We start from the raw sequence: 12,162 nt of genomic DNA on the forward strand, positions 1-12,162 counted from the left end.
CGTCGACAAAACAAACTGCCACTTTTCGCCCTCGGAATGTGGGTTAACCAAATCTAACTAGAGGTCCATTCGTTACTCGTTCGTTAACCACACAAGGCAAGAACCAGATTTGATTCAAAAAGATAAACAGTCGTGAAACCATCGTTCGGGGAGACTCTGACCAAGGCAACACCCGCTTAAGTTGTGCAAAAACAGGATCCATCAATTTCCGAAAAAAGGACACATAACATGCAGGACCTGATGACAATGATCGCAACCCTCCGCCGCCCACGCATGTTGGCGCGTGCTGCCAGATTCGGGGCGCGGGATTACAATCGGGACAGGCATCTGCAACGTATTCTGGGATACGGGTCGCTGCCCGGTTCAGGTCAGGCGCTGCTGCGTTTGCTTGAGATGGAGAAAGAGGTAAATGAACTGCGAAAAGAAGATGATGCCGCCTACTCATTGGTGCGGCATCTGGATCTGCTTATTGCGCTGTTGGGTGAGGCGCAGCTGTATCAGGCCAGCCGCGCCTCGGTTCTTAAATAATCAGGCGAAAGCATCCGGCATGGAGGCCTTTTTCTCGGCGATATAGGCTTCCAGCGCCGCCGCGGTATCCGGGTCCATCTGTGGTTGCTGATAATTGGCCAGCAAATGTTCTACTCGCGCCGTGGCCAAAGCCCGCGTGTCACGCGCACCCTCTTCCTGCCAGGTTTCATATGGCTTGTAGTCCAGCACTTCGGATTTCCAGAAGGATTCCTTGAAGTTGGCCTGCGTATGGGCACAGCCGAGATAGTGACCACCCGGCCCTACTTCGCGGATTGCGTCCATGGCCTGCGCGTTTTCATCATAGGCCACGCCCTTGGCCAGTGAATGCAGCACGCCCAACTGATCCGCATCCATGACGAACTTCTCGAAATCGGCGACCAGACCGCCTTCCAGCCAGCCGCAGGAATGCAGCATGAAATTCACGCCCGAAAGCAGACCCATGTTCAGCGAATTCGCAGTTTCGTAGGCCGCCTGCGCGTCCGGCAGTTTCGAGCCGCAGAACGACCCTGCCGAGCGGTATGGCAGGTTCAGACGACGCGCCAGCTGGCCTGCACCATACGTGATATGCGCGGCTTCTGGTGTGCCGAAGGTGGGTGCGCCCGAGTTCATATCGATCGACGTCACGAACGCGCCGAAAATCGCGGGGGCACCCGGGCGGATGATCTGGCTGTAGGCAACACCGGCCATGACCTCGGCCAGAACCTGGGTCAAAGTACCTGCCACCGAGACCGGCGCCATCGCTCCGCCCACGATGAAGGGCGAGATGATGCAGGCCTGATTGTTGCGCGCATAAACCTCCAACGACCCCATCATCACATCGTCGAATGTCATCGGCGAGTTGATGTTGGTCAGCGAGGTCATCACGGTGTTTTCCTGCACGAACTCCTTGCCGAACAGGATTTCGCACATTTCAACCGAATCCTGTGCCCGGCTGGGATCGGTTACCGAGCCCATGAAAGGCTTGTCCGACAGGGTCATATGCGCCTTCAGCATGTCCAGATGGCGCTTGTTCACCGGAATGTCGGTCGGCTCGCACACCGTACCGCCCGAGTGGTGCAACCACTTGGACATGTAGGCAAGTTTCACGAACTTGTTGAAATCGTCCATGGTTGCATAGCGTCGACCACCCTGAGTATCACGCACGAACGGAGGACCGTATACCGGGGCCAGAACCATGTTGCGGCCACCGATCACAACCGATCTTTCGGGGTTGCGGGCGTGCTGGGTAAAATGGCTGGGGGCTGTCTTGATCAGTTCACGCGCCAGACCGCGCGGGATGCGCACACGCTCGCCGTCGATATCTGCGCCCGCGTCACGCCACCGTTCCAAAGCTGCTGGATTGTCGACAAAGTTGACGCCGATTTCTTCCAGCACGGTTTCAGCGTTGTTTTCGATAATCTCAAGCGCCTCTTCGTTGAGGATCTCGAAATTCGGAATGTTGCGTTCGATGTATTTCGCAGTCTCGATACGAACTGCGGTACGCTCGGCACGGCGGGCAGCGCCACCGCCACCTCTCGCCCTGCGCCGGGTGTTTGCCTCTGCCATGAGAAAATCCCGTCTGATTGGTTAGATTGAGCGTTTTGATACAGGTTTGCCGGAACTCAAGCATAGGGATTGCGGCGCTCTGGGGGGAAAAGCGACATTGCCGCCCCACCAAGAAGCAACCGGTCAGTCAGGATCGACCGCCAACGCTTTCTCCATGGTAAGGCCGCTACCCACCTGATCCGTGACTTTCCAGCCCATGTGCCGATACATCGCAATCGTGTCCTTCATCATTTTATGAGTTCGCAACTTCAACTTGGACAGATTCCGCGCCTGTGCTTCTTCTTCGGCAAACTGCATCAATTGCCGCGCGACCCCCTGCCCTTGGGCTTCGGGCGCAACCGCAAGGTTGAACACCATGATTGCGTCGCCAACCTGGTCAAAAACGATGACCCCGACTGTACCGCCGGATATCGCAAGCATGACGCGGTGGGTCTTGATGTCATCCACGATCCCGGCAGTGACGTCCGGCAGATCCTCGATCCGGCTCATCGTATCTGCATAAGCCCTTTCCAGGCACCGCGTTACCTCATCCGCATCCACCACAGCGGCCGTTCTGAACTCGATCTTCGACATGGCACCTGATCTTTCCGCCGGTTTGACTCAGCTTTTGCTCCAAATGACGCCATACCGCTTGCACATGCAAGGCTTGCAACTTATGAGCCGGTTATGACCCAGACATCCCACGACCGCCTTCTGATCATCGACTTCGGCAGCCAGGTTACGCAGCTTATCGCCCGCCGCCTGCGCGAGCTGAATGTCTATTGTGAAATTCACCCTTACCAGAATGTCACGATGGATTTCGTGCGGGAAATGGCGCCGCGCGCCGTGATTTTCTCGGGCGGTCCGGACAGCGTGACGCGCGAGGGCTCGCCCCGTGCCCCGCAAGAGATTTTTGATTATGGCGTTCCGATTCTTGGCATCTGCTATGGTCAACAGGTGATGATGCATCAGCTTGGCGGCAAGGTCGAAAGTGGCCATGGCACAGCCGAGTTTGGTCGGGCATTTGTTACACCCAAAGACAAACTGGATATTCTGGAAGGCTGGTTCGCGGACGGCGATGAACAAGTCTGGATGAGCCACGGCGACCATGTCAGTGAAATCGCACCGGGGTTCGAGGTATTCGGAACCTCGCCCAACGCACCTTATGCGATCACGGCCGATCCATCGCGGCACTTCTATGCCGTGCAGTTTCACCCCGAGGTACACCATACGCCGAAGGGTGCGAAACTGTATGAAAACTTCGTTAAGCTGGCCGGGTTCAAGGGCGACTGGACCATGGGTGCCTATCGCGAAGAGATGATCCGCAAGATCCGCGAACAAGTCGGAGACAAAAAGGTCATTTGCGGATTGTCCGGTGGCGTTGACAGCTCGGTTGCCGCGATCCTTATTCACGAAGCAATCGGGGATCAGCTGACTTGCGTCTTTGTCGATCATGGGCTGCTGCGCAAGAATGAGGCCGAAGAAGTCGTTGGTATGTTCCGGGACAACTACAACATTCAGTTGATCCACGCCGACGAATCCGAGTTGTTCCTTGGCGAACTGGAAGGTCAGAGCGACCCCGAAACCAAACGCAAAATCATCGGAAAGCTGTTCATCGACGTGTTCCAGAAACACGCCGATACCATCGACGGCGCCGAATTCCTGGCGCAGGGCACTCTCTATCCTGATGTGATCGAATCGGTGTCGTTCTCGGGCGGGCCTTCCGTAACGATCAAGTCCCACCACAACGTGGGCGGCCTGCCGGAAAAGATGGGCTTGAAACTGGTCGAACCGCTGCGCGAATTGTTCAAGGACGAAGTCCGTGCCTTGGGTCGCGAACTTGGTCTGCCGCAGAGCTTCATCGGGCGTCATCCCTTCCCCGGACCGGGTCTGGCCATTCGCTGCCCCGGCGAGATCACCCGCGAAAAGCTGGAGATTCTGCGCGAAGCTGACGCGATCTACATCGATCAGATTCGCAAACACGGGCTTTATGATGACATCTGGCAGGCCTTCGTTGCCATCCTTCCCGTCCGCACCGTCGGCGTGATGGGCGACGGGCGCACCTATGACTATGCCTGTGCGTTGCGGGCCGTCACCTCGGTCGACGGGATGACGGCGGATTATTACCCGTTCAGCCATGAGTTCCTTGGCGAAACGGCAACCCGGATCATCAACGAAGTCAAAGGCATCAACCGATGCACATATGACATCACCTCGAAACCCCCCGGAACCATCGAGTGGGAATGATCCGGCAAAACGCAACCGCGTTCGACGCCAAAACGACCCGATCCCGGGAAATCTTGCCAAGCCGTGCCTGAAAAAGTCGGGCACGGCCTTGAACCTGACGCTTCATAAGCGTTTCAATGATTCAACGAATTCAATCTTATTGATCGCGTAGCGAAAGCCCCGGTACCGAGGCCGTGACCGCGCGGCCAGGCCGGGGTGCGGTACGTGAATCAGACACAAAAAAACACATTCAAGGCCGCCTTGTGGATGACCGGAGCCATCGCGTCCTTCTCCTCGATGGCGGTTGCCGGTCGCGAATTGAGCCTCGTGCACGACACGTTCGAGATCATGATGTATCGAAGCCTCGTCGGGTTTCTTGTTGTCGCCCTCGTCCTCACGGCCACAGGCGGTTGGGATCAGGTTTCCACGCAACGCCTGGGGTTGCACGCCCTGCGAAACACCCTGCATTTCACAGGGCAGAATCTTTGGTTCTATGCGGTCGCTGTTGCGCCTCTGGCGCAGGTGTTCGCGCTGGAATTCACGCAGCCGCTTTGGGTGATCCTGCTGTCGCCGCTGCTGCTGAACGAACGTCTGACGCGCCTCAAGATAACGGCAGCGCTTATCGGTTTTGCGGGCGTTTTGATTGTCACGCGCCCAGGCAGTGCGCCTTTGAGCCCCGGCCTTGCTACCGCGGCCGCGTCTGCGATTTTCTTCGCATTTACAACGATTACCACGAAAAACCTCACTCGTTTTGCCAGCATCGGCTGCATCGTTTTCTGGCTTACGTCCATGCAGGCGGTGCTTGGGGCCATCGCAGCCGGTTTTGACGGGCAGATTGCCTTGCCCACGGCGCAAACCCTTCCGTTTTTGGTTCTGGTCGGGCTGGCGGGGCTGCTGGCACATTTCTGCATTACCAACGCGCTGGCGATCGCCCCGGCGACAGTTGTGATCCCATTTGATTTTGCGAGGCTTCCCACCATCGCTGTGGTCGGAATGATCCTATACCACGAACCCATTGACCATTGGGTTCTGATCGGTGCGGCGATCATCTTTTCAGGAATATTCCTGAATATCTGGTCTGAAAGCCGTAACAGTTTAGCAACAGTTGAAAACAGTAGTCGCAATACGTAACGCACCGTCACCAGTTGACCTTAAAGTAACCAAAAAGAGAGTATCGCTCATCATACACGGGATAGGCGTTCGTAACACTCAGCCAAACGCCATTGAAACCCGCCTGAGATTGTTAGGGAGGACAGAATGAAAAAAACACTACTCGCGACCTGCGCTTTGTGCGTTGGAGCGACGGCAGGATATGCAGGCGGCCTTGATCGAAGCGGTCAGGGCATCAACCTGATCTTCGAAGAAGGGTCAGCAGTCCAGTTTCGGTTGGGATACACCAACCCCAGCGTAACGGGCACCATGCCTGCTTTGGCTGGACCAAACATCGGGCAGCCGGTCGATTCCGGAGAAGTTGCGAACGACTTTTTCACACCGCATCTGGGTTATAAAACGTCACTGACCGAAAAGCTCGATTTCGCGATCATGTATGACCAGCCCTTTGGGGCCGACATTGAATACGCAAACACCTACCCTCTTTCGATCAACCCTATTCCGGGTGGTCGTACCGATGTTTTGAGGGCTACAGCAGACACGGACGCCATTACGGCATTGCTGCGTTACAAATTCGATGGCGGGTTCAGCGCAATCGGCGGTATTCGAGCACAGCGAGTGAAGGCTTCTGTCACCGTCCCGCTTGCAGCAGGGTACCAGGTTGACACCGATGCCGACACTGCATTCGGCTACGTTATCGGGGTTGCATGGGAGAAACCGGAAATCGCAGCACGTGTGTCACTGACATACAACTCCAAGATCAGCCACGATCTATCGCAAACAGAATCTCTGAACCCACCACCGTTCCCTCCGATTCCACCCGGGACCGTGGCCACCTTCAACACAAACAGCGAAATTGAGACGCCTCAGTCGATCAACCTGGACTTTCAGACGGGCGTCGCGCCTAAAACGCTGTTGTTTGGTTCTGTTCGTTGGGTCGACTGGCCACAGCTGGTGTACAACCCGCCAAACTACCCGCCGACCAGCAACCTTGTTGACTACGACGATGCGACCTTCACCTATTCGTTGGGCTTGGGGTATCAATTCTCGGAAGAGTTCAGCGGTGCTGTAACACTAGGCTATGAGTCTTCTCAGGGCACTCCTGTATCCAACCTCGGCCCGACTGATGGGTTCTGGAGCATTGGTCTGGGCGGAACATATTCGTTGGAGAATGCCAAAATTTCCGGTGGCGTACGCTACACTGACATCGGTGATGCAACGGCAGATGGCGCCTTTGGGCAAACAGCCACTTTCAGCGGCAACAGCGCCTGGAGTGTTGGGTTTCAGATCACTTACGCTCTGAACTAAATCCAAGGTGTTTTCATCTTAGGCTCCGCTGTTTCAGCGGGGTCTTTTTTATGCGCAGGTTTCGGGTCGTATATCTATCGAATGAATGAAATTGTGCGGCCATGAACACGCAAAAACACCTTTCTCGGCGCGCCTGGGTCGAACTTCTTCTTCTGGCCGTGATCTGGGGCGCATCCTTTGTAGCCATCCGGATCGCTCTGGACTCCATTCCCGTTATGACATCGGTTCTGCACCGCACGTTCTGGGCGATGCTGGTGCTGTGGCTGGTGGCATGGGCCAAGGGGCTTTCGCTGCCCCGCTCTCTGCGCATCTGGGGCGCATTTCTGATCATGGGATTGCTGAACAATGTCATCCCATTCAGCTTGATGGCATGGGGTCAGCTTTACATCGATTCTGGTCTTACGGCCATTCTGAACGCGACCACGGCCATCTTTGGCGTTCTGGTTGCGGCGCTGTTTTTCAAGGATGAGCGTTTGACACAAGCCCGGGTCATCGGAGTCGTTTTGGGTTTTCTCGGTGTCTCGATCACCATCGGAATACAGACCTTCACGTCTTTCAGCCTGCAAAACACGGCGCAGCTTGCGGTGTTGGCCGGAACGCTGTCGTATGCTTTTGCGGCGGCTTGGGCGCGGTATCATCTGTCTGACCTTCACCCCGTCGTCGCGGCCGCTGGCATGCTGACCGGTTCGACTGTGCTGATCCTGCCGCTGGCGCTCATGACGGACGGGGTGCCAACGCTTGCACTGCCCGCGATCACCTGGGCTGCGATTGGCTATTACGCCATTGTGGCAACAGCGGGGGCATATCTTTTGTACTATCGAGTCCTGGCGATGGCGGGCAGCGGCAACCTGATGCTGGTGACGCTTGTCATCCCTCCGGTCGCCATCGTGCTTGGCGCAATTCTGCGGAACGAAGCGCTGCCGCCGAATGCCTATTTCGGCTTTGTCATCCTTGCCATGGGCCTTCTGGTATTGAACCGAGCTGGCCGCCGTGATTGACGCCGTGCGCTGCCCGATTTAGCAAAGGCAAAAAAGGGACAGCACAAGATGATCTACAACTCAGCCGAAGACTGGCGCACGGCAAGCCGCAAGAAGGTGCTGTTCTTTGGCATGTCCGGTCTGGGCAAGACATATGTCTCGAACATTCTTCGGGACTCAGGCAACTGGTTTCACTACTCGATCGACTATCGCATCGGCACCCGGTACATGGGCGAATACATCACCGACAATGCAAAGGCCGAGGCGATGAAAGTCCCGTTCTTGCGTGACCTGCTTCTGTCGGATTCCATTTACATCGGCTCGAATATCTCGTTCGCGAACCTGACTCCGGTCGCAGCCTATCTGGGCAAACCGGGCAACCCTGCCCTTGGCGGATTGGAGATGCCGGAATACCGCCGCAGGCAGGAACAGTTTCGACTGGCCGAAATACACGCTCTGCTGGATACCGAGTATTTCATCGACCGAGCCGAGCGTTTGTACAAATACCCCCATTTCATCTGCGACACCGGTGGATCGATCTGCGAATGGGTAGACCCCGAAGATCCGAACGATCGGGTACTGTCCGAGCTTTCGCAACACACCCTGATGATCTGGCTGAAGGGGGATGAGGAACACACGGCAGAGCTTGTCCGCCGTTTTGACAAAGCTCCAAAGCCGATGTCTTACCAGGCCGAATTCCTGACCAAGGCGTGGACAGATTATCTGGACCTGCAAGGCTGTTCAGAAGCGGATGTTGATCCCGATGATTTCGTCCGTTGGACCTATGCACAGGCCTTGGCGCACCGCCAGCCGCGTTACGAGGCCATGGCGAACAACTGGGGCGTGGCGATCGCTGCCAACGACATCGGAAAAATCCGCGATGCCGCCGATTTCAATGAGTTGATCGAACGCACACTTGAGACCACGCGCAATAACGCCTAACTACCAGTTTTCACTGATCTCTTAGAAGCCTGACACATGCCCATCAAAATCCCATCGGAACTGCCTGCATTTGACGTCCTGACCAAAGAGGGCGTCATGGTCATGGACGAAGATCAGGCAATGCGTCAGGACATCCGCCCGCTGCGCATCGGTTTGCTGAACCTGATGCCCAAGAAAATCCAGACCGAAAACCAGTTCGCGCGCCTGATCGGGGCAACCCCGTTGCAGATCGATCTGTCTTTGATCCGCATGACCGAACACCGGACCAAGAACACCGCCGCCGAGCATATGTCCGAATTCTATCGCCCGTTTCAGGAGATCAAAGATCAGAAATTCGACGGCCTGATCATCACCGGTGCCCCGATCGAACATCTGGAATTTCATGATGTCACCTATTGGGACGAAATCAGCGAGATCTTCGACTGGACCCAAACCAACGTACATTCCACCTTTGGTGTGTGCTGGGGCGGGATGGCGATGATCAACCATTTTCACGGCGTCAAAAAGCACATGCTGGACGCAAAAGCCTTTGGGTGTTTCCGGCATCGCAACCTGGACCCGGCGTCTCCGTTCCTGCGCGGTTTCTCGGATGACTGCGTCATTCCGGTCAGCCGATGGACGGAAATGAAACAGGATGAAATCGATCGCGCACCCGGGCTGAGGACCCTGTTGGGCAGCGACGATGTCGGCCCCTGTCTGGTCGAAGATCCCGGCCATCGCGCGCTGTATATCTTCAATCACTTCGAATACGACAGTGACACGCTGAAACAGGAATATGATCGGGACGTCAGCAACGGCACGCCTATCAACGTGCCGATAAACTATTACCCCGATGATGATCCATCCAAAAAGCCGCAGAACCGATGGCGCAGTCACGCACATCTGCTGTACGGCAACTGGATCAACGAAATCTATCAGACCACGCCGTTCGACATAACGAAAATTGGCCACTAAAGTCCTGATATCCCTTGGCTTGGTCGCTCTGGGCCTTGTCATGCTGACAACCTGGCGCAGCGCCCGGAACGAAGCGCTGGCCGAGGCGGCTTTCCCCCCCGAGGGTCGGATTCTGGATGTGGGCGGCATCGCCGTGCACGCCGTGGTCATGGGGGACGGCCCTGATGTCGTTCTGATCCACGGTTCCAGCGGGAACACGCGCGACATGACCTTCGCGCTGGCCCCTATTCTGGCCAAGTCATACCGCGTGATCGTTTTTGACCGACCGGGTCTGGGCTATTCCGAAAGCTTCAATCCGGATGGCGAAACCATCATTGAACAGGCGGATATCCTGCAACGGGCGGCGGCTCAGCTTGGTGCGGAAAAACCCATCGTGGCCGGGCAGAGCTATGGCGGATCGGTCTCGCTGGCCTGGGCCGTGACCCGACCCGAGAATATCTCGGCTCTGGTTCTGATCGCCCCGGCCGCCATCCCATGGGAAACGCCTTTGGATGGGTTCAACCGGCTTGCGTCAACCACGGCGGGCAAAGTGCTGGCCTTGCCCTTGATCAGCTCTTTCGTGCCCGAATGGTACGTCACACAGGCGTTGGACAAAGTTTTTGCACCGCAAACGGCGCCCGAAGGTTATGCGGAACATTTCGGGCCCGGGCTGACGATCCGGCGTGGCTCGATGCATGCAAACGCCAAGCAGCGCGCCAACCTGCTGGACGAAATTACCCGACTGCAACCCAGATATGGCGAGATCTCCGTTCCGACGGAAATCATCCACGGAACGGCCGACGACACCGTTGGTCTTGAATGGCATTCTGAACGCCTGATCGAACAGATCCCCGGGGCCGAGTTGATCGAGCTACCGGGTGTCGGTCACATGCCACAGGTGGTCGCGGCACCCGAGGTTGCCGCCGCGATTGATCGCGCGGCGCAGCGCGCGGGTTTGCGTTAACCCACGCTCTAATCCATAGTCAGATATGGATTTTATCGCGAGGTGACATATGGCCCGGTCAGGAAAAGGCTCTATCGAGAAGTATTTTCAGAAAGACGCGCCCAAATCTGTACGGGAAGAGATTCAAAACGCGAAAAAGGGCGATATTCTGAACCCGACCTACCCGTATTCCGAAAAAATGAAGACCAAGGATTATGATGAGCAGATGGACCTGCTTCAGATTGAATTGGTCAAAATGCAATCCTGGGTCAAGGAAACCGACCAGCGGGTTGCCATCATTTTCGAAGGCCGCGATGCCGCCGGCAAAGGTGGCACCATCAAACGGTTTCGCGAAAACCTGAACCCGCGCGGCGCGCGCAACGTTGCGCTGGCCAAACCATCAGACGCCGAACGCAGCCAATGGTATTTTCAGCGCTACATCCCGCATCTGCCCGCCGCAGGAGAGATCGTGTTCTTTGATCGCAGCTGGTACAATCGAGGTGTCGTCGAGAATGTCTTTGGCTTCTGCACCCAGGAACAGCGTGAGAGGTTCTTCCGTCAGGTCCTGCCGCTTGAAACGGGCCTGGTGAATGACGGCATCCATTTGTTCAAGTTCTGGCTCAATGTCGGGCGCGCAGAACAACTGAACCGTTTCCTGGCGCGCGAAAACGACCCTTTGAAGCATTGGAAGCTCAGCGCGATCGACGTCGCAGGGCTGAACAAATGGGATGAATACACGCAGTCGATCTCGGAAACCCTGACCCGGTCGCATTCTGATGCCTGCCCGTGGACGATTGTGCGTTCCGACGACAAGAAACGCGCGCGGCTTGCGGCCATCCGAACGGTTCTGCTTGCCTTGGACTATGATGAGAAGGACAAGAAGAGTATCGGCGAGATTGATGCCCGTATCTGCGGTGGCCCGGATATGTGGGAGGCGTAGATTGTCTCTCTGCCCTGCCCCGTCGATACCTTCACGATCATGCATTGGACGAAAATGCGTCGGTGGTCTATGTCCTTGTCTTCCAACACGCAATCAATGCAACTGAGGCCGGGATGACGAAACGCGGTTATCACCACGGAAACCTGAAGCAAGCCCTGATCGAGGCTGCCTTGTCCCTGATCGAAGACAAGGGCCCGACCGGTTTCACGCTGTCCGAGGCGGCCAAAACGGCCGGTGTCACGCCTGCCGCCGTCTACCGTCATTTTCAAGGGCGCGAGGACCTGATTGCCGAAGCCGCACGGCAGGGGTTTGAGATGTTCGCAGACCTGATGCAATACGCCTATGACGAGGGGCAGCCTTCAGCCCTTGCCGCTTTTGAAGCAACGGGGCGTGCATATCTGGCCTTTGCGCGCAAAAATCCCGGGCATTACATCGCCATGTTCGAAAGCGGGATTTCCCTGAACCGGACACCCGAATTGTCCCTGGCAGCCAACCGGGCGAAGGCCGTTCTTGAAAAAGCGGCAGCGGACCTGTCCCAACATATTCCGCCTGACAAGCGCCCGCCCGCGTCGATGTTCAGCGCCCACATCTGGGCGATGAGCCACGGAGTCGTCGAACTGTATGCCCGAAATACCGGCGCGACTTCGCCTTTTCCTCCCGAAGACTTGCTGGAAAGCGGTATCGGCATCTACCTGCGCGGTTTGGGCCTGATCCCTCAGGACGAGTGACAC

The 12,162-nt window shown here is 56.5% G+C and carries 12 protein-coding genes; 10 read left to right on the forward strand and 2 right to left on the reverse strand.

Translation table 11 applies throughout. From position 1 onward, the window contains the following. Positions 1 to 228 precede the first annotated feature (228 nt). On the forward strand, positions 229 to 528 hold the full coding sequence (locus ACR0A2_RS04220) for a DUF6477 family protein (RefSeq protein ID WP_171639595.1): 300 nt from the start codon (positions 229 to 231) through the stop codon (positions 526 to 528). Here ACR0A2_RS04220 and ACR0A2_RS04225 read toward each other — a convergent pair whose 3' ends face one another. Together ACR0A2_RS04225 and ACR0A2_RS04230 are read right to left on the reverse strand one after the other, a co-directional pair. After that, the gene (locus ACR0A2_RS04225) at positions 529 to 2,073 is read right to left on the reverse strand and encodes a trimethylamine methyltransferase family protein (RefSeq protein ID WP_480834142.1); all 1,545 of its coding nucleotides are present in this window, start codon (positions 2,071 to 2,073) and stop codon (positions 529 to 531) included. It abuts the gene before it with no gap. Between the two features lie 123 nt (positions 2,074 to 2,196). Next, positions 2,197 to 2,646 (reverse strand): GNAT family N-acetyltransferase, encoded by a 450-nt coding sequence (locus ACR0A2_RS04230; RefSeq protein ID WP_480834143.1) that lies wholly within the window; start codon positions 2,644 to 2,646, stop codon positions 2,197 to 2,199. Between the two features lie 93 nt (positions 2,647 to 2,739). On the opposite strand from ACR0A2_RS04230, the gene guaA reads away from it, so the two are divergent. From guaA to ACR0A2_RS04275, 9 genes are all read left to right on the forward strand, one after another. Next, positions 2,740 to 4,299 carry a glutamine-hydrolyzing GMP synthase gene (gene guaA, locus ACR0A2_RS04235; RefSeq protein WP_171639596.1) on the forward strand — a complete coding sequence of 520 codons (1,560 nt, stop codon included), beginning with the start codon at positions 2,740 to 2,742 and terminating at the stop codon, positions 4,297 to 4,299. A 204-nt stretch (positions 4,300 to 4,503) separates the two neighbouring features. Beyond that, on the forward strand, positions 4,504 to 5,409 hold the full coding sequence (locus ACR0A2_RS04240; RefSeq protein ID WP_480618617.1) for a DMT family transporter: 906 nt from the start codon (positions 4,504 to 4,506) through the stop codon (positions 5,407 to 5,409). A gap of 126 nt (positions 5,410 to 5,535) precedes the next feature. Continuing rightward, positions 5,536 to 6,696 (forward strand): OmpP1/FadL family transporter, encoded by a 1,161-nt coding sequence (locus ACR0A2_RS04245; RefSeq protein WP_152457810.1) that lies wholly within the window; start codon positions 5,536 to 5,538, stop codon positions 6,694 to 6,696. A gap of 101 nt (positions 6,697 to 6,797) precedes the next feature. Beyond that, positions 6,798 to 7,694, forward strand: a complete 897-nt coding sequence (locus ACR0A2_RS04250) for a DMT family transporter (RefSeq protein ID WP_480444960.1) — start codon at positions 6,798 to 6,800, stop codon at positions 7,692 to 7,694. A 48-nt stretch (positions 7,695 to 7,742) separates the two neighbouring features. Next, on the forward strand, positions 7,743 to 8,615 hold the full coding sequence (locus ACR0A2_RS04255; RefSeq protein ID WP_171228638.1) for an ATPase: 873 nt from the start codon (positions 7,743 to 7,745) through the stop codon (positions 8,613 to 8,615). A gap of 36 nt (positions 8,616 to 8,651) precedes the next feature. After that, positions 8,652 to 9,569 (forward strand): homoserine O-acetyltransferase MetA, encoded by a 918-nt coding sequence (metA, locus tag ACR0A2_RS04260; RefSeq protein ID WP_171228637.1) that lies wholly within the window; start codon positions 8,652 to 8,654, stop codon positions 9,567 to 9,569. Continuing rightward, positions 9,559 to 10,512 (forward strand): alpha/beta fold hydrolase, encoded by a 954-nt coding sequence (locus ACR0A2_RS04265; protein ID WP_480444959.1) that lies wholly within the window; start codon positions 9,559 to 9,561, stop codon positions 10,510 to 10,512. The genes metA and ACR0A2_RS04265 overlap by 11 nt, the downstream gene beginning before the upstream one ends. A gap of 49 nt (positions 10,513 to 10,561) precedes the next feature. Next, complete coding sequence (ppk2, locus tag ACR0A2_RS04270) at positions 10,562 to 11,431, forward strand: polyphosphate kinase 2 (RefSeq protein WP_480618623.1); 870 nt, start codon at positions 10,562 to 10,564, stop codon at positions 11,429 to 11,431. A 113-nt stretch (positions 11,432 to 11,544) separates the two neighbouring features. Continuing rightward, entirely contained in the window at positions 11,545 to 12,159 is a 615-nt protein-coding gene (locus tag ACR0A2_RS04275) for a TetR/AcrR family transcriptional regulator (RefSeq protein ID WP_152457804.1), read from the forward strand. Positions 12,160 to 12,162: the final 3 nt, after the last annotated feature.

The organism is Ruegeria sp. H8, from assembly GCF_056532905.1.